The organism is Plantactinospora sp. KBS50 (assembly GCF_002285795.1).
Classification (GTDB): domain Bacteria; phylum Actinomycetota; class Actinomycetes; order Mycobacteriales; family Micromonosporaceae; genus KBS50.
In genome coordinates, this window is sequence record NZ_CP022961.1 from 761,472 (window position 1) to 779,408 (window position 17,937).

The window sequence follows — 17,937 nt, forward strand, 5'->3', positions numbered from 1 at the left end:
TTTTTCATCCTGCGTAGCGGGCGGCTTCGACGTGGTGCAGGACGAGGATGGCCTGCACGATCGCGGTGGCGCGGCGTGGGCAGCAGCGCAGCTTGACCAGGATCTTCCAGGTCTTGAGCGTGGCGATCGCGCGCTCACCGCGGGCGCGGATCTTCGCGTGCGCCCGGTTGACCGCCTTCTGCCGGCGTGACAGCTTCGGCCGGAAGCGGCGCCGCTTGAACGGGGTGCGCAGGCTGCCGCGGGCGCCCTGGTAGCCCTTGTCCGCGAAGGTCATCACGTCGGCGCTGGTCAAGGCTTCGATGATGTCGTGGGTGCGGGCGGCGGTCAGGTCATGCGTTGAACCGGGCAGCGCGGCCGATGCCCAGACGAGACGCCCTGCCGCATCCGCGATGACCTGCACGTTCACGCCGTGACGTTTGTGCTTGATGCCCCTATGTATGTCAAGCCGTAGAGGGCTGTGGCGGTGTTGTCGGGGTCATTGAGGCGATGATGATCCGGTAGATGGCGCGGGCGAGGTACCGCTTAAGGCAGCGGATGATCTCGCGTTTGGACAGACCCTCGGCGGTCCGTCGCTGCATGTAGTCCCGCGTTCTCGGGTTCCAGCGCAGTCCGATGAGCACGGCTCGGTACAGCGCCGCGTTGGCTTGGCGGTGGCCTCCGCGGTTGAGTCGTCGACGTTGGGTCTTGCCCGAGGACGCCTCGACTGGACTGACTCCGCAAAGGGCGGCGAAGGACGCCTCGCTGGCAAGCCGACCTGGGTTGTCGCCGGCGGCGATCAGTAGCGTGGCGGCTGTGTCGGGGCCGACGCCGCTGATCCGCAGCAGTTCTGGTGCTGTGGATTGCACCGCGCCCGCGATGCGGTGCTGCAGATCGCGGATTTCGGTCTCGAGGTGCTGGATGCGGCGGGCGAGCTGTCGTAGCGTGTACAAGCTTGCCGCAGTGACGGCGTCCTGGGCATCGACGTCGAGCTGGCAGCATCGCGCGACCAGCCGGGAAGTATTCAGCAAGGCGAGGGCTTCACGCAGTGCGGGCTCGGCAGTGACCACGATGGCCTTGAGCTGGTTGATGGCCTGGACACGGGCTTTGACCGCCGAATCTTTCGCGGTCTTGAAGATCCGCATCGCCTCGACCAGCCCGTCGGCGGTCTTCGGCAGCGCGGTCGCATCTCCGGCGAGGACGGCCCGGGCGGCGGCCTCGGCATCCACCGCATCGCTCTTGCCGCGCCGGCGCCGCACGGACCGGTCCGGCCGATTGACCTCGATGACATGCACGCCCGCTGCACGTAGCAGCCGGGTCAGCCCTGCCCCGTACGATCCCGTGCCCTCAACCCCGGCCAGACGCAGCGGGCCATAAGAGCGTGCCCACATCACCATGTCGCGGTAGCCCGACTTCGTCGTCGGGAAGTCTCGACCGGCCAGCAGCACACCCAACGTGGTCAGCACGACCGCGACGTGCACATCCTTGTGGGTATCGACGCCCAACACCACCTCGTGGTCGCCGGTCTCAGTCTGGCCTTCCTGCGGCATGATGGTCACGGCTGCTCTCTCATCGAGGAACGGAAACGGTGGCCGTCGCCGGGCCGGCGCCCGCGGTCAGGACTGTGACGGTGCCTTGTAACGGCAAGGCCCCTATCGGGACACGCCACGCCGGCTCGGCGGCAGCAAGCACCGCCACAGAACCCGGTCGACAGATCAAGCACAGGGCACCGACAGGGCCAACCAGAGTACGGGTCAGACCGAACCCCGAGGCGGCATACAGAGATTCTCACAGCCGGAGTAGTACGGCTTCTGGTCGGCGACCCGGTCGATCGGGATCAGCGTGCCGTCCAGGATCGCGTAGGCCAGTTGCCGGATGCGCCGCATGGCGGTGTCCAGGTCCTCGGCGGCAGCGCTGAGCAGGGCGATTGCTTCTTGAACATAGCGCCAGGCGGTCGCGACGCCGATCTCGAAGCCGGCGGCGAGGCGGGTGTAGGTGTCGCCGTTGCGCAGGTGGGCCAGGGCGAGTAGTGCCTGGCGGCCCGGGGTCAGCCGCCTCCACCGGGATCTGCGCTGCTGGCGGTGGCCGCGGATGCGTTCGGCGAGGTGGTTCAGGGTCCGGCTGGACAACGGGATCGTGGCAGGGTAGGACAGCATGGCGAGGCTCCCGGTCGGGGCATCGGGTCTTGGTCGATTTGCTGTCCTACCTGGAGCCTCGCCCTCATCGATCAGCACCCCCTGCCGACCCGGGCTGACCTGCAAGATCAGGTTGGAAAAGGCTCAGTGGTCCGTGCGTCAATCATGGTTCGAAACCCGTCGGGCAGCTCATCGCCATCGTCACCTGAGTCGGCTCCGACGAGTTGTCCGTTGTCGTTGGTGAGTGCGAGGACTTTGTAGCCACCAAGAACTGCGAGGTAGACCTCGATCCAACCGGTGGGCGTAATGGCCGCATCGCGGGACGCCGTACGTACCCGAACGGCGCTGCTGCCGGTCGTGGTTTGCGCTATCGCATGGTCAGGACCATCGGCAGTGATGGTGGCGGGCACGGATCCGATGTGCATCAGGTCGCGTGACACGGCGAGCCCTTGGAGCAGTCGCATGAGGCTGCTCTGTCCGCCGGGGCCGGCCATTTCTTCGTGCATCGCGGCTTCCCATGCCGTGGTCAGCCTGGCTGGGACTTCGTCCATTCCTGATCGTTTCGCGGTGGTGCTCGCAAACCAGGAGTCAGAAGAGGAAACAGCGGCCTCGTATCGGTCGGCCAACCCCGGCAGCGTTCCGGATGACGCCGTTCGAACCAGATCAGTGAACGTCTCCCCGATCGCGACGAGAGCGTCGGGCAGGCGAAGCTCGGGATTCAGCAGGGCGTCCACGAGTTGCTCCGACTCGTAGAAGTGCTGCTGGGCCAGGTACAGGAAGGCGTCGGGTTGCGTGAGGCGCGGTTCGCGGGACCTGACTATGGAGTGGAGGTTCCTGACAAAGAGATAGCCGGCCAGGTAGCCGTCGTCGCAATCGAGCGGCCTTACCAGGAGATCCGCCTTGCGAAGCACTTGGTCGAGGCCGAGCCGTCCGACGGCCATACGGCTCCAAGCCATGCCTGCGGCAGGACGCCGCCTACCGGGGTCTCGCAGGCCGTGCGCGAACGATACAACCCACCGCAGCGGAGGCGGTAACACCGGCTGCCGATAGGACGGTCTTACATCGAACTCGGCGTAGAGAGCCAGACCCTCGGCGAGCGGACCCATCAGGGTCAGGATCGCCTGAGCGCGGAGCAGATCCTCGGACATGGACAGCTCGAGGGACCGTCGGGCGGCTGCGTTTCTCTGCCCCTGCGCCTGTAGGAGACGGAGGAGGCCGCGTACCTGGAGTAGCCCGATGGCCGTACCAACCGATGACGAGAAGCACCAGTGGTGGGTCGCCTCATGCATGAACGTCGGCAAAAAGTCCAGTCCCGAGCTTTCCTCCCGGTCGAGCAGAACCGGCAGGAGCCCGGCGGTGCGAGCTTCGGAAAGCGCCGTATGGTTGAAGACCGGATCGGTGAAGCTTCTGGTCACGCCGCATCGTCGTCCGGCGGCAGAGGTCGCTGGGATCGCGCCAGCATCGTGTTCAGCTGACTGATCACGGCTTCGATGTGCTCGGGTTCGGATCCCGGCACGCGGACAGACATCTGCTCCCACCGGTCGTCTCCGAAACCGGCGGAGTACTCGACCTGGATGACCGGTGTCGGGTCCTGACCCTGGGCCGATTTGGTGGCGCGCATGCTTGACCATGTGGTGAAGAAGGTAGCGAGCGCGGGAACCACAGCACCGACCAGATTCACTACGGCAACGAAGGTGTCCAGGTCGCCGTGGTGATAGGCGCCCAGATCGTGCTCCGGCTCCACCTTGACACAAAGGTTGGAGTCGGCTTCCTCAAGTGCGAGTGTGTCGAGTCGAGTGAGTCCCGGAATCCTGACTTTTGCGACGTTATCCATCGGTGAACGCGGGCTCCAATCGTGATCCGATCGACCGTCAACCGGCGCTGATTCTCTTGAGGATAGTCCGTCGTCTTAAACGCGAGGTTTCCCAGCTTCTCGCCGACGGGGGTCGGCCCGCAGGAGGGAGCACGGTTGCCCGGTCCGGGTGGATGCGAGGCTGGGCGGGTGACTCATCCGCCCGCGCGCCGCGTCTACGACAGCTGCCAACTGACCGGACGGTTCCAGCTGCGGTCCGGGCAGGTCAGCGACGAACACTTCGACAAGTGCCTGTTCGAGGGACAGCCGGATCTGTTGCGTGAGGTCGCCGAGGCGATGGCGACCCCGCTGCCGGAGTGTGATGTGCCGGCGGGATGGATATGGGCGGCATCCCGCTCGCCACGGTGATGTCGCAGTTGACGGGGCTGCCCACCGTCTTTGTGTGAAAGCGGGCCAAGGAGTACGGCACCCGCCGGGCCGCCGGGGGCGGTTCCGTGCATGGTCGGCGGGCTGCGGCCGCGCAGTGCCGGACGTCGGGTGCCCCGCCTCGTCGTATGCGGCGTCATCCCAGCTCGATTTCCATCAGCGGGCTTCCGGCAATCCAGCTCTCCAGGCTTCCGGCCCAGTCCAGAGCTGGCACGATCTCGCCGAACACGACTGCCCGTTCGTCCGGATCGGTCACGGCGCGCCCCCGCACCTGAAGGTCGAGGTCGGCCAGATGCAGCGTGAACTCGGGACGCGCGAGCAGGTTGGCGTACCAGTCCCGCCGGCCCGGGCTCCCGGTGAGCCAGTAGCGGCCACCGGCGCGATAGCGCCAGATCTCGATTCGCCTCGGCCGGCCACTCCGTCGCCCGATCGTGCTGATCTCGATCGTGCGCTGCCGCTCCAACGCCTGCACTGCCTCGTCCGTCGGCCGCATGCGTCCATACTCCGACCTCAAGCGAACTTCATGTCAAGGTCGCCGTCTCCCCACGGGCTACGCGGTCGGCGGCGGATCCGGTCACCTTCGAATCCGTCCCACCCGCGCCGGGTTCGAGCCCCGACCGGCCCGGGCTAGCCGTCTTCCACACCCGGCTCGAACCCGCGAGGATGATCCGACACGGCTTTGAGCCTGGTCCAACAACCGGAGGACAAGTCCGAGCCCCGGCTCGTCATCAAGGTGGCGTTAGGTCGCCATCGGGTGTGGCGACGGCCGTCTGTGCCGGGAGAACTCACAATGCTTGGCCCGCACTTGGCGATCCAAACCTCATCCGGTTGGGACGACGACCACCTCCATGTGTTCTGTGCCGGGCCGTTCCGCTTCGCCCCGGGCTACGTCGAACTCGACGACACGGTCCCGTCCGAGCTGGTCACCATGACCGACCTGGCCGCGCTCGGCATTCGCGAATTGGCGTACCGATACGACCTCGGTGACTGCTGGGACCACGAGATCGTCATCGAGAAGGTGGCGACCGGAGGCGATGCGACTGGCATCGAGTGCATCGCTGGCGCGGGCACGACTCCGGCGGAGGACGGCCAGGACTGGTATGACGATGACGACGGCCGAATACCCCACAACCCAATCCCCGCGGAAGCACGTGTCTACAACCTCGGTCGCATCAACCGGGCACTGTCCTCACTGGTCGGCATAATCGATGACGGCTGACGCCGCGATCGTCGGGTGGCCAGACCGGGGTCCTGCAGCGAACCGGTGACGGCTGACCATCCCAACCGTCCGTCCATGCATCGATGTCGAAGGCGCCGTGACCTGGCCTCAACTCACCCTGACGCACAGGGGCTGCCGATCAGCGCTGTGATCGTTTCCACAGTCTGCCTCGTTGCGCCCACTCCGTGATTTGATCTCGGTGCTGAACGGGACAGTTGTGGTTCGTGTCATGGGTATCGCCCTTTGGACACCGAAGGGTTCAGTGCCCTCCACTGGTCGTCTCCTGCCAGGGATTGATGATCTCGATGCCCGTATCGGTGTCTTTGATGTTTCGGGTGGCCAGAGCGGCAACCTGGGCGCGGCAGATGGCAGCGATCTGGGCGTCGAAGCCGTCGATCGGTTGACCGAGCCGGTCTCGATCAGCGACGACCTCGGCATAGCAGCTGGCTGCCGCGAGATCGAAGGGCAGCACCTGGCGCGGGAACGCGGCGAAGATCTCGTTGGCGGCCTGATGCAGCGATTCCCGGCGTTGGCCCTCGGGTAACCGCGCAATGCCGTAGCGGATCTCGGCGACGGTGACGGTCGTGGTGTAGAGGCCGGCGCTTGAGTTCCGCCGAAGCCATGCGACCACCGTGGGCGCGGGCTCGGCCCGCATGAGCTCGGAGACGACGTTGGTGTCGAGAACGATCATCGCTCGGGCAGGCTCGCCGCGCGGGGTGGGGTGGATCGGGCTGGCAGTTCCAACTCGACGCCGCCGAGTCTCGCGAAGCGTTCGGTCAGCGCGCTGAACAGATCGTTTCCCGGCGCCTCATCGGCGACGGCGGCGGTGAGGATGTCCCGGATCTCGGCTTCCATGGATCTGCCGTGCTGCGCCGCGCGGATCCGCAACTTCTCTCGGACCGCGTCGTCGAGATCTCTGATGCTCAGGGCCGCCACAGCTCCTCCTCCTGTACCCGCACAGATGACAGCAATGCTAGCAGTACGGTCTCAGTACTTTAGCCAGCGGGCCGATTCATCTCCCCGAGGAGGGGGGCGCTCGAGATCATCCTGAGACGTTGATCCGCAAGGACCAGCTTCGGCGGCGTGCCGGCGATCGTCGCGGTGTGGTTCGCATGGTGGTACCTCCGGCGCACCGAAACGGATACCCAAACGGAGGGGTCAGCGACCCGTGAAGCTGCAGGCCACGGCTTGTGTCGGGGTTGGGCAATCGGCGCCGTCCGGAGTGGGACGGGCGGCCAGTGGGCGAGTTGGGCCGGGGCCTGTTGCGGATATCGGGCGTGGATCGGGCTGTCCGGTCACACCTTGAGGACGTCCACGTCGTACAGCGCTAGCGACGGGTCGCGGGAGGCGAGGGTCAGCCCTTCGGTGATGGCCTGTGCCACCAGCATGCGGTCGAAGGGGTCGCGGTGATGCGAGGGCAGGCGGCCGGCGGCGATGGCGTGGGCGTGGGTCACCGGGAGTTCCCGGAAGCCCATGTCTCTTACCCGCTCTGCCAGGTCGGGTGGTCCGGCGAGTTTGCCGGTGGTCTGTTTGATGGTGATCTCCCACAGGGTGGCCGGGGAGAGGAAGATGTCCGGCTCATGGCGTAGCCGGTCGAGCAACTCGGTGCCGAGGGTCGGGTCGCCGGTGATGGCCCAGAGCGCGACGTGGGTGTCCAGCAGCAGGTTCATGCGCCGATGCCGAAGCCGTCGGCGATCTCGGCGTTGGTCTGTGGTGAGTCCCAGTCGCCGGAGAGGTCGAGTTGGCCGGCGAGGGAGCCGATCGCGGTGCGGTTGGCCCGCCGTACCAGCGGTACGACCTTCGCCACCGGGGTGCCCGCCCGGTCGATGATGATCTCCTCGCCGTGTTCCACCCGTTCGATGATGCGCGACAGATGGGTCTTGGCATCATGCATGTTGTAGTGCGCGGCCTCCGCCGACATGCGCAACCTCCTCGCATTAGCTAAGGGGTTAGTCTAGCTTGCTTGCCCGCATGCGGCAGCGGTCTTGGTTACTCGGGGCCCGGGTCGCCAGCCGCCGTCCGAGTTCATGCCCGTGAGAAGACAGGCTCAACAGATCACCGACGATCGTGGCGGTGTGGTTCGCCTGGTGGTACCTCCGGCCCACAACCTGGTTTACCACATATTTACAGCCATCGAGTGATGCATTGCGCGAACCGCCAGCTCGAGCGTGTTGCCGCGGGTGGATCTAGGGGGATCGGCAGCGTCTCGGGGGGCGTTGGTGTGTTGGCTGTTTGGCGGGGCGTCGATAGCGTGGGCTGGATGTCGGTGAAGGTGAGACTCCGGTGAACGACGTTGACGCGGCCGAACAGTGGCTGGATTCGTGGGTGTCGCAGGTGGATGTCCAGGCTCAGCAGGCGGTGGAGCTGTCGCGGCGGGTTGCCGGGTTGATTGGTTCGGCCGAGGGCCGTGACGGGGCGATTCGGGTGACGGTCGGGTCGGCCGGCCAGGTGGAAGCCCTGGAGCTGGATGACCGGGTGCATGAAATGTCCGGTCCGCAGTTGGCTCGGGAGATCTTAGCGGTGATGCAGCGGGCGCAGGCGGTGTTGTCGGCTGCGGTGGTCGAACAGGTGCGGGCGACGGTGGGTGCCGACAGTGAGGCCGGCCGAGCCGTGATCGGCTCGTTCGACGCCCGGTTCCCGGCGCCGGACGGCAGGGACGCGCGAGCTGGAGGATGAGGCCTACGACAGCGAAGTGCCGGCGTTGGAGCGCTACCGAGGGAGTCGACCGTGACGGTCATCCAATTCCACGTCAACGAGGTCTTCGACATCGCCGCACGGGGCGGAATCGTCGCGGTCGGTGCCACCCAGCCGGTTGAGTTCGTCGGGATTCCGCGCTTGTACGATGAAGCAACCGGGCATCCTATTCGGATACTCGGAGTTGACCATCCGACACCACGAACCCGTCGTACGGGTGAAACGATCTTTGTGATCGATCGGGCTGACGCTGATTTCGTCAAGGTTGGACGTCGCTGGACCACGGTCGAGTCGTCGGAGTCCTCATAGGTTGTGCGAACGGCGGACGACCGGTTGTTGTTTGTTTTTCTCTCAGCTGATTCACCGGGGTTGTCCTGAACTGGTCAAACGTCCCGGTAGCGGGTTGCCGAGGATGGCGGTGGTGCGGTCCGCATGGTGTAACGTCCGGCCCACCACCGAACGCGATCATGTCGCCGACCTGGGCGTTTACGGTTCGTATGGTAGGTGTACCAGCCGAATTGGGTACATTAAATCCATGGTGCCTGATATTGGCGGCGGCGCAACTGTCCTGACCCGCGGCCGGTCAGGAGAACTTTGGTGCTCGGCCGGCTGATCTTCTCGGTGGGACGACTGGACGCAGGCGTCCTGTCCAAGACCACCTGAAGGGTGTCTCGTAACTCGGTGGAGGCGTTGCCGGGTGACGGTGCCGGGTGTCATCCGGTGAGGACGATGTTGTGGATGCGGGCGATGCCAGATGCGGTGTCGGTCAGTGCCTGGGCGGCGCTCGACCTTCGCTTCTCGGTTCGCATGCTGCCTCAAGGTATAGGCCCAGCTATATTTGGCTCATGCCCACGGCCCGCCTGTCGCTGGGCGATCAGAACGACCAGCGATGTCCGCGACTGGTTGGGCTCGCTCCGCCAAACCGATCCGGCGACGTACCGGTCGGTCAACGTAGCGATCGACATGCTCGCGGAGACTGGACCGAGCGGGAAGTCGCCGAGTTGATGGGGGTCACGCCCGGCCGGGTCAGCCGGATCGAGAACGGCGATCTGGAGGCCAACGAGGTCGCGACCCTGAGCCGGTACGCCCGAGCGCTGGGCGCCCGGATGCGGATCATCTTCGGCTACGGCAGCGATCTCCGTCAGATCGCCTGATCCTGCACCTGGGCGCCGAGCTGCGCTCCCGACCTGCGCATTCGCAGCGGCAACGGGTCACCGGCGATGGTCGCCGGTTGGTTCGCCTGGTGTTGCCTCCGGCCCACGCATTTCCCTGACCTGCTGGTTCGTGGCGGGATGTGTCCAGGAAGCTGGGGTCCGTGGCCACGAGACCCGGGTGGCGGGTTCGTGGCCACGGTCACGCGGGGCCGGTCAGCCGCTGACGAGCGTGCTGGCGTACTGCGGGTTGGTGTAGTCGCGCCAGGCGGCGATCCTGCCGTCGCGGATTTCGTAGATCGCCATGTTCATGACCGACGCCACCGGCCGACCCGGCAGCCCGAGGCCGTGGACCTGCTCGGCGATCACGACGTCGCCGTCGACCGCCTGGTGCACGGTCGCGAACCGGATCTCCGCGAACGTTCCGAAGACGCCGCGCCACACGTCCAGGACCGCGTCCAGGCCGCGCACCCGCTCGTCGCCGTACGCGTGGAACACGACATCGGGGTGCAGGTAGGGCGCGAGGCGGTCCGCGTCCTTGGTGTTGAACGCCTCGACGAACTCACGAAAAAGGGTGTCGTTGCTCTGTGTCATGTCAGGTTCCTTCACTTGGCGGGTTGGGCGGCGCCGTTGAACACCGGCGGGGCGTAGCCGGCCGGCTTGTCGCCGACGCCGAGGCCGGGGCTCACCACCCATGACTGGTACTGCGGGGTGAACATGCCGTACGGCATTCCGAGGATCGGGGCGCTGGCCTCGTCGAGGCGGCGACGGGCGTCGGCGGGGATCTCGAAGTCGAGCGCGCCGAAGTTGCTGGCGACCTGCTCGGCGCTGCTCGCCCCGATGATCACCGAGGCGACGGCGGGCTGGGTGGCTACCCAGTTGATCGCGACCTGGGCCATGCTGCGACCCAGCTCGGCGGCCACGCTCTCCAGGGTCTCGATGACCTGCCATTCGCTGGGGCTGACCGCGCGACCGCCGGCCTCGGGATTGGTCAACCGGCCGGTCCCGCTCAGTCCGTCGCCGGTGCGCCGGTACTTGCCGCTGAGCAGGCCGCTGGCGATCGGGCTCCACGCGGTCAGCCCCATGCCGACGGTCTGGGCCATCGCCACGTACTCCGCCTCGATGCCCCGGCCGACCAGTGAGTAGGGGAGCTGCAGGTTGATCATCGGGGCCAGGCCGTGCGCCTCGGCGTAGCTCTGCGCCCGGGCCGCGTACCAGGCCGGCACGTCGGAGAGGCCGGCGTACCGGATCTTGCCGGCGCGCACCAGGTCGTCGAGGGTGTGCACGACCTCCTCGACCGGGGTGATCCGGTCCCAGGTGTGCAGCAGGTACAGATCGATGTAGTCGGTGCCGAGCCGACTCAGCGACGCCTCCACGGCCCGCATGATGTGCTTGCGGCCGTTGCCGCTGGCGTTCGGGTCGGTCGGGTCGACGGTGTTGGTGAACTTGCTGGTGAGCACGAGCCGTTCGCGGACGCCGGCCCGGTCGATCAGGCGGCCGAGGATCTTCTCGCTCTCCCCGGCGGTGTAGAAGTCCGCCGTGTCGACGAAGTTCCCGCCCGCCTCCAGGTATCGCCGGAAGATCGGCTCGGCCTCCTCCTCGGGCATGCCGTACGCGGCATGGAAACCGTCGATGCCGAAGTTCATGGTGCCCAGCGCCAGTCGACTGACTCGCAGACCGGACCGCCCGAGCAGGTAGTAGTGGTTCATCGTTGCGTCCTCCCGATCATGGTGCCGGCCCGGTGCGGGCCGCGTGTCCAAGACCTTTGCTCGCTAAAAATGGACCTGCAAGTCCAAACCTGCGCTAGGGTTGGACCCGCAGATGCAGACCAGGAGGTCCCATGACACGGGCGTTGACCCGCAAGGGCGAGGCGACCCGGGCGCGGATCGTCGCCGGCGCGGCCGCGCAGATCCGCGAGCGCGGCGTCGATGAGGTACGCCTTGAGGACGTGATGGCCGCCACCGGCACCAGCAAGGGCCAGCTTTTCCACTACTTCCCCGACGGCAAGGAGGAGTTGCTGCTCGCGGTGGCCCAGCACGAGGCCGACCAGGTCCTCATCGACCAGGAGCCGATGCTGAGCAACCTGACGTCGTGGCCGGCCTGGCTGGCGTGGCGCGACCGGCTCATCGAGCGCTACCTCGAACAGGGCGTGAAGTGCCCGCTCAACGGCCTGCTCGGCCAGACCGGCCGGCGTGCGCCGGGCGCCCAGGCGATCGTGACCGGGCTCATGGGGCGCTGGCAGAAGGCGATCACCGAAGGCATCCGGCACATGCAGTCGACCGGGGACATCGCCCCGGAGGTGGACGCCGACCGCGCCGCGGCGGCACTGCTGGCCAGCATTCAGGGTGGCGTACTGCTGCTGCTCTCCACCGGGAAGATCGATCATCTGGAGGCGGCCCTCGATCTCACCATCGAACGCCTGCGGGCCGGCGCCCGCACGGCCTGACGGTCGATCGGCCACGCCCTAGAGGAAAATGCTCCAGGCCGCCCTCATCGGGCTGACTGCCCAAGGGCGGCGGCAACGGGTTACCGGCGACGGTCGCCGGCTGGTTCGCATGGGCCTGGTCAGGGTTGTCCCGGGGTCGACCCGCCGGCGGGAGTGTAGGACCAGACCTCGCTGTGTACGCCGATCGGTGGCGGGGTCGGCTCGCCTGCCCGCTCGGCGGCCGAACGGTGGCCGTGCGCGAACGCGGGCGAACTGACCCACGCCTGGAATGCCTCCTCGTCGCGCCAGCGGGTGATGACCAGCCACGTGGTCCGCTCGTCGTCCGGGCGGAGCAACTCGAAGCCCTCGAATCCGTCCTGATCATCGACGGCGCCGGCGCGTGCGGCGAAGCGGTGCGCCAGCTCGTCACCGCTGTCGGCCGGTACCGTGATGGCATTGATCTTGACAATGGTCATGTCGCTATTCTGTCTGACTGGCCGGCACGGCCACGGCAGGGACCCGGCGAGGGCTTGCAGGGCAGCAGACTCGCGCTCGATCACCGTCGCCCGAGGCGACCCGAGGCCCGCAGGTGGAACACCACCGCCAGCGCGCCCAGCAGGAGGGCGACCAGGCCCAGCACCGCGACAGCCCAACTCGAACCGGACCCGCCGGCCGAGCGGTCCGGGCCGCCGAGCGGTGCCGCGCCGACGGCGGCGGCGGGGTCGATGAAGCCGCGGCCGGCGTCCGGATCGGAGGACCGGCTGCCCGGGCCGGCACTGGTCCGCACCGCGCGGGCCGCGGCAACGGCAGACCGGTCCGGGTCCGCGGAGCGGACCAGCGCGAGCAGGCCGGCCACGAACGGTACGGCGAAGTCCACCCCGGTGCCCTCGACCAGTCCACTGTCGCCGGGTCCGATGCTGGTCACCCGTACCCCCGGGGCCAGCACGTCGACGGTGCCCGGCGGATAGTCGACGGCCGGACTGCCGTCGGCGCCCGCGGCGCCGACCCGCAGCAGTCCCGGACGCTCCGCCGCCGAGCGGCCGTCCGGGGCCGCCGGCACGACGATCACCGCGTCCCGGGTGATGGCGGCGTCGATCGCCAGGGACAGGTCGACCTGCGCCAGATCGACCTGCGCGGTCACCGCGATGACCCGGGCGCCGCCGGCCACCGCGCGCCGGATGCCGCTGGCCACCACCCGAGCCCGTACGGTGTCGTCGCCGCCGGTCGCCACCCGGATCCGGATCGGCAGGATGGTCGCCTCCGGCGCCATTCCCACGAACGGGCTGCCCTCGCGAGGGCCGGCCGCGATGATCCCGGCCATCGCGGTGCCGTGCCCGAGACAGTCCCCGTCGCCGGCCACCCCGCCCGGCACGGCGTCCTGACCGGCCAGAACCCGGCCGGCGAGCGCCGGTGCGGCATGGTCGACCCCGGTGTCCACCACCGCCACGGTGGTGCCGGCACCGCGGCTGCGGGTCCACGCCCGGGTCGGTGCCAGCCGTAGCTGCGCCCAGGGCACCGCGTCGGGCATGCCGGCGGCCGGTACGACGCAGGCCGGGTCGCCCGATCCCGGCGGCGGGTCGCCACCGGTCGGCGGCCCGGGGCCGGCATCGGTCGGGTCGCCGTCCCGGCCGGGGGAGGTCGGCGGCAGGGTGCCGTAGGAGATCCCGGCGCCGGCGGCATCCCAGGGCAGGATGAGCAGCCAGCCCGGATGCAGCACGTCCGGCTCGGTGAGCGTGCCGCCGTCGGCCTGCAACCGGTCCCGGTTGAGGGCCAGAAGCTCCGGGTAGCGGCTGCCGTCGCCGAGGAACTGGGCCGCGACATCCCAGAGTCGTTCGGGCTGCGGCGAGTCCGGTACGACGTAGTACTTGGTGAACCCCGGTGTCGCGCTGGACGGGGCGGCCGTCGCGGGCTCGGCCGTCGCGCTCAGCACCACCAGTACGCAGCCGAGCAGACTGCACATGAGGACCCGGACGCGGCGTTGGTCCGGCGGTTTGGTCACGGGGCGCCTCCCGGCGGTCACCCGGAATGGTAGTTCGGTGTGCCGGCCGCGGGCCGGGTCCGCGATGAACCGATCGGGGCGTCGCCCGTCATAGAGGCAGCATTGTGGGTGTCCCGGCGGCCGTACACTTCGGAGGTGGCGATGGCGGATCTGGTCCACCGGTACGCCGCACCGCGCCGGGCGTCCGTGGGTCGGCGAAGGCTCGGGAGGTTTTCCCGACTCGCGCTGGCGGTGCTGGCCGCCGCGGCGTTGGGCGCACCGGCCGGTGCCGATCCCGCCGGTGCCGATCCCGCCGACGCCGCGGTGCCGGACCCCGCCGGCAAGTACTACGTGGTCGGCCAACCGATGAACGGCCAGCGGGAGTACCTCTACGACATCGCCCGCAAGACCCTGGGCAACGGCAACCGGTACGCCGAGATCGTGCGACTCAACCAGGGCCGTCAGCAGGCCGACGGCGCCGCGCTGACCGACTCGATGGAGATCCATCCGGGCTGGGTCCTGCTGCTGCCGGCGGATGCGCGCGGACCGGGGGTGCTCGCCAGCCCGCCGGCCGATCCGGCGCCGAGCGGGCTGCCGGCCGGGCGTTCCTCGATCGACGCGTCCTCGATCGACGGGTCCTCGACCGGCGGGTCCTCGGCCGGGGTCGCGGCGGGCGGCGGCGTGGACACCCGGATGGCCATCGACGGCGGCATGCTGCGGATCGGCGGGTTCGCGGTCACGATCCTGCTGCTCGCGTTGGCGGTCCGCGTGCTGCGCGGCCGGCGGCCGGCGCTGGCCGCCACCGGCCCGTGGCCACCGGAACCCGTACCGCCGAAGCCCTTGCCGCCACAGGTCGAGCCGCCGAAGGTCGAGCCGTCACAGGTCGAGCCGCCAGAGGTCGAGCCGTCACAGGCCGCGCCGCCAGAGGTCGAGCCGTCACAGGCCGCGCCGGCGGAAGCCGTACCGTCGGAGCCGGAGCTGGCGGAGCGCGTACCAGATGATCCGGCGCCGGACGGACCGGAGCCGCGGCCGCCGGCGTCCGCCAGTAGGCCGGCGGCGGCCGCGCCGGGGCCCCGACCGCCGTTGCCCGACGATCCCGACGCGGCGGAACTGTGCACCGAACTGGACACCGACGCCGGACCCGTCACGGTCCGGCTCCTGGGCATCGCGGCCGGCCGTGGGGCACCCGCGTTCACCTGGCTGGCCGACGGCGAGCCGGCGCCGCCGGTCACCCTGCCACTGGTGCTGGGCAGCCGGAGCGGCTGGCGGCTGCTGGTCGACCTTGCCCGTACGCCGGACGTCGTGACGATCGTCGGGCCGGAGCGTGACTGCCGGCGCCAGGCCGCGGGGCTGGCCCGACAGCTACGGGCCGCCGGGCTCGGCGTCGCGGTCGTCGACGGGACCCTCGACGAGACCGTACCGGGCAGCCGGCCGCTGGACCGCTTTCCGGACCTGCCCGCCGCCGGCGCGGAACGCCCCGAGCCGCACGTCGTGTTCTGCGCCGGACCGCCCGGGCCGGCGGCGCGGCACCTGGCCACCGTCACCCAGGGGCACGCCGTACCGATCATCGTCGGTGCGACGCCGGCCGGCCGGTGGTCCATCCGGCCCGGTGGGCGATCATGACCGGGGGCAGACCCGCGCGGATCCGGCTGAACGGAACGACGGCCGGACCCGTAGAGAGCGGACCCGCGCAGAGTGGATCCGAAAGCGGGTCGGCGTCCGATCCGTCGCGCAGTGGAGGAGACCACCGGTGCCGTTGACCTGCCGGACCCTGGGACGGTTCCTCGTGGGGCTGATCGCCGTCTGCTGCGCCGTCCAGACGGCGGGCGTACGGGTGTCGGCCGCCGTCCCGCAGGGACAGTTGCCGGGGTACGTGAAGTACTACACGGTGGCCGAGTCGTACCAGGGGGAGCCGGAGAACCTCACCGAGATCGCCGTGCGGCTGCTGGGCAGCGGTGAGCGGGCCGCGGAGATCTACAACCTCAACTCCGGGCGGGTGCAGGCGGATCGGGCCGGCCTGACCGACCCGCAGGTGCTGCATCCGGGTTGGGTGCTGGTGCTGCCCTGGGACGCGGCCGGGCCGGGGGTGAAGTACGGCCAACTGCCCGGGGTGTCCGTGCCCACGCCGATGCCCACGCCACCGGGTCCGAGGCCGCCGGCCTCCACCGCGCCCACCTCGTCGGCGAGCGCATCGCCGAGCGCGTCGGCCAGCGGTTCGCCGGGCGCCGGCGGCACGTCGAACGGCTGCGCCGCCGCGACCGCGTCGAGCCGGCAGTCCGACTGGGCGCAGGTGCAGATGGCGTCGGACCAGGCGTGGGAGCGGACCAAGGGCAACGGTGTGATGGTGGCCGTGGTGGACTCCGGTGTCGACGCCCAGGCGCCCCAACTGGCCGGCCGGGTGGCGGTGGGCGCGGACATCACCACCGGACGGGGACGCGGCGACACCGACTGCATCGGCAGCGGTACGGCGATGGCCGGCATCATCGCGGGGACCGGCGGATCGGACAACGCGCCGCCGGGTGTCGCGCCCGACGCGACGATCCTGCCCATCCGGGTGGTCCGGGCCGGCTCCGAGGCCAAGCCCGCGGACCAGGCGACCGCGATCGAGGTCGCGGTCTCGGCCGGCGCCTCGGTGCTGGCCATCGGCTCGTACGTCAGCCTTCGCGATCCGGCGGTGCTGGACGCGCTCACCAGGGCGTTGAGTCACGACGTGGTCGTGGTGGTGGCGGCACCCACCGAGTCGGTGACCCTGCCGTCGCCCGGCAGCGGTTCGGCCGGTGCGATCATCCGGGTCGGCGGTGTCGGCTCGGACGGCCAACTCGCGGCCGCGTACCTGGAGTCCAGCGTGGACGTGGTCGCTCCCGGCATCGATGTCGCGAGCATCGGGCCTGGCGGCGCCGGCCCCATCACCAACAGCGGCTCCCAGTTCGCGGTGGCCTTCGTGGCCGGCCAGGCGGCTCTGGTGTGGTCGGCGTTCCCGGATCTGACCGCCACCCAGGTGCGTTCGCGGATCGAACGGACCGCCGACCGGATGGGCACCGCGGCCCCGGACAAGCGGTACGGCTGGGGAATGATCAATCCGGGTTCGGCCGTCACCGCCGAGGTGGGTGGGGAACCGCACGCCGAGCCGGTCGCCGCGGGGGAGGGCGGTGCCGGTTGGCTCCGCACGCTGGCCATCGCCGGTGTGGTGCTGATCCTGGTCGCGGCGGTCGCGCTGGTGGTGCTGCGCTCGCGACGGCCCGCCGACGACCTCGACGACCTCGACTGACGCGGGGGTGGCACGGGCGACCGGGGCGCTCCTGCCCCGCGCGGTCCGGACGGCGCGGGCCGGGGTCTCGGCCGGACGGCGCGGTCCGGACGGCGCGGTCGGGCCGGCGCGGGCCGGGGTCCTGCTTCCGGCCCGGCACCCCGGTTCGTGAACCGAGCACCGTCCCGCTCCGTCTTGGGGTGACCCGGGTCCGCAGCCGTTGCGCCCGTACGAGCCGGAGGAACACATGCCCGCGTGCGCGATCGTCGACCAACACCCGGTACGGCGGGCCGGCCTGGAAAGGTTCGTCGCCGAGAGCGGGCGGCTGTCGGTCGCGGCCTCGGCGCGCTGCGTGGACGACCTCCTGGCCGGGGACGCACCGCTGGATGTCGCGATCGTCGATCTGACGGGTTGGTCGGGGGATCCGGCACTGCCGGCGATCGGGCGGGTCGCGGACCGCTGCCCGGTGGTGGTCACCATGTCCTGGAAGGGGTCGCCCGGCTTCGGCGCGCTGCTTCGGGCCGGTGCGCGCGGGTTCGTGGCCGACCACTGCGACGGGCACGTGATCGTCGCGGCGCTCACGACGGTCGGGGAGGGCGGGTTCTACGTCTGTCCCGGCCTGACCGGGCGCTTCGAGGCGGAGATGGTGCCCGGTCGCAACGTCGACCCGGCCGGTCTCGCGCCGCGCGAGGTCGAGACGCTGCGCTGGATCGCCCAAGGGCTCACGCACGCGCAGATCGCCGGGCGGATGGGCCTCACCGAGGCGACGGTGAACACGTACGCCAAGCGGATCCGCGCCAAACTCAACGCGGGGAACAAGGCGGAGCTGACCCGGATCGCGATAGAGCGCGGCCACCTGACCCGCTAGCCGGG

General features: G+C 69.5%; 21 protein-coding genes and 2 pseudogenes. 9 read left to right on the forward strand and 14 right to left on the reverse strand.

Translation table 11 applies throughout. The features are described from left to right. Positions 1-4: 4 nt before the first annotated feature. The 5 genes and pseudogenes from CIK06_RS03445 to CIK06_RS03465 all read right to left on the reverse strand — a co-directional run. A pseudogene (locus tag CIK06_RS03445) lies at positions 5-424 on the reverse strand (transposase family protein); the annotation flags it as partial. A gap of 16 nt (positions 425-440) precedes the next feature. Next, positions 441-1,526 carry an IS110 family transposase gene (locus CIK06_RS03450; RefSeq protein ID WP_095567532.1) on the reverse strand — a complete coding sequence of 362 codons (1,086 nt, stop codon included), beginning with the start codon at positions 1,524-1,526 and terminating at the stop codon, positions 441-443. 243 nt (positions 1,527-1,769) lie between these two features. Beyond that, positions 1,770-2,132 (reverse strand): annotated as a pseudogene (locus tag CIK06_RS03455) (transposase family protein); the annotation flags it as partial. A 107-nt stretch (positions 2,133-2,239) separates the two neighbouring features. Next, positions 2,240-3,526, reverse strand: a complete 1,287-nt coding sequence (locus CIK06_RS03460) for a hypothetical protein (RefSeq protein WP_095563594.1) — start codon at positions 3,524-3,526, stop codon at positions 2,240-2,242. Further along, on the reverse strand, positions 3,523-3,945 hold the full coding sequence (locus CIK06_RS03465; RefSeq protein ID WP_157756591.1) for a hypothetical protein: 423 nt from the start codon (positions 3,943-3,945) through the stop codon (positions 3,523-3,525). Before CIK06_RS03465 ends, CIK06_RS03460 begins: the two co-directional genes overlap by 4 nt. A gap of 168 nt (positions 3,946-4,113) precedes the next feature. Between CIK06_RS03465 and CIK06_RS03470 the strand changes: the two genes are divergently transcribed. Continuing rightward, entirely contained in the window at positions 4,114-4,332 is a 219-nt protein-coding gene (locus tag CIK06_RS03470; protein ID WP_232533993.1) for a hypothetical protein, read from the forward strand. A 154-nt stretch (positions 4,333-4,486) separates the two neighbouring features. Here CIK06_RS03470 and CIK06_RS03475 read toward each other — a convergent pair whose 3' ends face one another. Continuing rightward, positions 4,487-4,843 carry a nitroreductase/quinone reductase family protein gene (locus tag CIK06_RS03475; RefSeq protein ID WP_095563596.1) on the reverse strand — a complete coding sequence of 119 codons (357 nt, stop codon included), beginning with the start codon at positions 4,841-4,843 and terminating at the stop codon, positions 4,487-4,489. A gap of 279 nt (positions 4,844-5,122) precedes the next feature. On the opposite strand from CIK06_RS03475, the gene CIK06_RS03480 reads away from it, so the two are divergent. Beyond that, positions 5,123-5,569 carry a plasmid pRiA4b ORF-3 family protein gene (locus CIK06_RS03480; protein WP_232534235.1) on the forward strand — a complete coding sequence of 149 codons (447 nt, stop codon included), beginning with the start codon at positions 5,123-5,125 and terminating at the stop codon, positions 5,567-5,569. A 259-nt stretch (positions 5,570-5,828) separates the two neighbouring features. Here CIK06_RS03480 and CIK06_RS03485 read toward each other — a convergent pair whose 3' ends face one another. The 4 genes from CIK06_RS03485 to CIK06_RS03500 all read right to left on the reverse strand — a co-directional run bounded on the left by CIK06_RS03485 (position 5,829) and on the right by CIK06_RS03500 (position 7,490). Further along, positions 5,829-6,260 carry a type II toxin-antitoxin system VapC family toxin gene (locus CIK06_RS03485; RefSeq protein WP_095563598.1) on the reverse strand — a complete coding sequence of 144 codons (432 nt, stop codon included), beginning with the start codon at positions 6,258-6,260 and terminating at the stop codon, positions 5,829-5,831. Beyond that, positions 6,257-6,505 (reverse strand): Arc family DNA-binding protein, encoded by a 249-nt coding sequence (locus CIK06_RS03490; protein WP_095563599.1) that lies wholly within the window; start codon positions 6,503-6,505, stop codon positions 6,257-6,259. The genes CIK06_RS03485 and CIK06_RS03490 overlap by 4 nt, the downstream gene beginning before the upstream one ends. Positions 6,506-6,864: 359 nt before the next feature. Further along, positions 6,865-7,239, reverse strand: coding sequence for a type II toxin-antitoxin system VapC family toxin (locus CIK06_RS03495; RefSeq protein ID WP_095563600.1), 375 nt, complete (start codon positions 7,237-7,239; stop codon positions 6,865-6,867). After that, positions 7,236-7,490 (reverse strand): type II toxin-antitoxin system Phd/YefM family antitoxin, encoded by a 255-nt coding sequence (locus CIK06_RS03500; protein WP_095563601.1) that lies wholly within the window; start codon positions 7,488-7,490, stop codon positions 7,236-7,238. The genes CIK06_RS03495 and CIK06_RS03500 overlap by 4 nt, the downstream gene beginning before the upstream one ends. 362 nt (positions 7,491-7,852) lie before the next feature. Here CIK06_RS03500 and CIK06_RS03505 point away from each other — a divergent pair, with 362 nt between their 5' ends. The 3 genes from CIK06_RS03505 to CIK06_RS30550 all read left to right on the forward strand — a co-directional run bounded on the left by CIK06_RS03505 (position 7,853) and on the right by CIK06_RS30550 (position 9,417). Next, positions 7,853-8,245, forward strand: coding sequence for a YbaB/EbfC family nucleoid-associated protein (locus tag CIK06_RS03505; RefSeq protein ID WP_095563602.1), 393 nt, complete (start codon positions 7,853-7,855; stop codon positions 8,243-8,245). Between the two features lie 51 nt (positions 8,246-8,296). After that, positions 8,297-8,572: a hypothetical protein gene (locus CIK06_RS03510; protein ID WP_095563603.1), complete on the forward strand. Its 276-nt coding sequence runs from the start codon at positions 8,297-8,299 to the stop codon at positions 8,570-8,572. 536 nt (positions 8,573-9,108) lie between these two features. Beyond that, positions 9,109-9,417, forward strand: a complete 309-nt coding sequence (locus CIK06_RS30550) for a helix-turn-helix transcriptional regulator (protein ID WP_232533994.1) — start codon at positions 9,109-9,111, stop codon at positions 9,415-9,417. Positions 9,418-9,630: 213 nt separating this feature from the next. Here the strand turns inward: CIK06_RS30550 and CIK06_RS03520 are convergent, their stop codons facing one another. Both CIK06_RS03520 and CIK06_RS03525 read right to left on the reverse strand, forming a co-directional pair. Next, positions 9,631-10,008 carry a nuclear transport factor 2 family protein gene (locus CIK06_RS03520; protein ID WP_095563604.1) on the reverse strand — a complete coding sequence of 126 codons (378 nt, stop codon included), beginning with the start codon at positions 10,006-10,008 and terminating at the stop codon, positions 9,631-9,633. Positions 10,009-10,019: 11 nt separating this feature from the next. Beyond that, on the reverse strand, positions 10,020-11,123 hold the full coding sequence (locus tag CIK06_RS03525; RefSeq protein ID WP_095563605.1) for an aldo/keto reductase: 1,104 nt from the start codon (positions 11,121-11,123) through the stop codon (positions 10,020-10,022). Between the two features lie 131 nt (positions 11,124-11,254). Here CIK06_RS03525 and CIK06_RS03530 point away from each other — a divergent pair, with 131 nt between their 5' ends. Beyond that, positions 11,255-11,860, forward strand: a complete 606-nt coding sequence (locus tag CIK06_RS03530) for a TetR/AcrR family transcriptional regulator (protein WP_095563606.1) — start codon at positions 11,255-11,257, stop codon at positions 11,858-11,860. Between the two features lie 119 nt (positions 11,861-11,979). Here CIK06_RS03530 and CIK06_RS03535 read toward each other — a convergent pair whose 3' ends face one another. Together CIK06_RS03535 and CIK06_RS03540 are read right to left on the reverse strand one after the other, a co-directional pair. After that, entirely contained in the window at positions 11,980-12,315 is a 336-nt protein-coding gene (locus tag CIK06_RS03535) for an antibiotic biosynthesis monooxygenase (protein WP_095563607.1), read from the reverse strand. An 80-nt stretch (positions 12,316-12,395) separates the two neighbouring features. Beyond that, on the reverse strand, positions 12,396-13,838 hold the full coding sequence (locus tag CIK06_RS03540; RefSeq protein WP_157756592.1) for a S8 family serine peptidase: 1,443 nt from the start codon (positions 13,836-13,838) through the stop codon (positions 12,396-12,398). A 135-nt stretch (positions 13,839-13,973) separates the two neighbouring features. On the opposite strand from CIK06_RS03540, the gene CIK06_RS29105 reads away from it, so the two are divergent. The 3 genes from CIK06_RS29105 to CIK06_RS03550 all read left to right on the forward strand — a co-directional run bounded on the left by CIK06_RS29105 (position 13,974) and on the right by CIK06_RS03550 (position 17,932). Then, on the forward strand, positions 13,974-15,440 hold the full coding sequence (locus CIK06_RS29105; RefSeq protein WP_157756593.1) for a hypothetical protein: 1,467 nt from the start codon (positions 13,974-13,976) through the stop codon (positions 15,438-15,440). 127 nt (positions 15,441-15,567) lie between these two features. Next, the gene (locus CIK06_RS03545) at positions 15,568-17,085 is read left to right on the forward strand and encodes a S8 family serine peptidase (protein ID WP_232533995.1); all 1,518 of its coding nucleotides are present in this window, start codon (positions 15,568-15,570) and stop codon (positions 17,083-17,085) included. Between the two features lie 226 nt (positions 17,086-17,311). Next, complete coding sequence (locus CIK06_RS03550; protein WP_095563609.1) at positions 17,312-17,932, forward strand: response regulator transcription factor; 621 nt, start codon at positions 17,312-17,314, stop codon at positions 17,930-17,932. Positions 17,933-17,937: the final 5 nt, after the last annotated feature.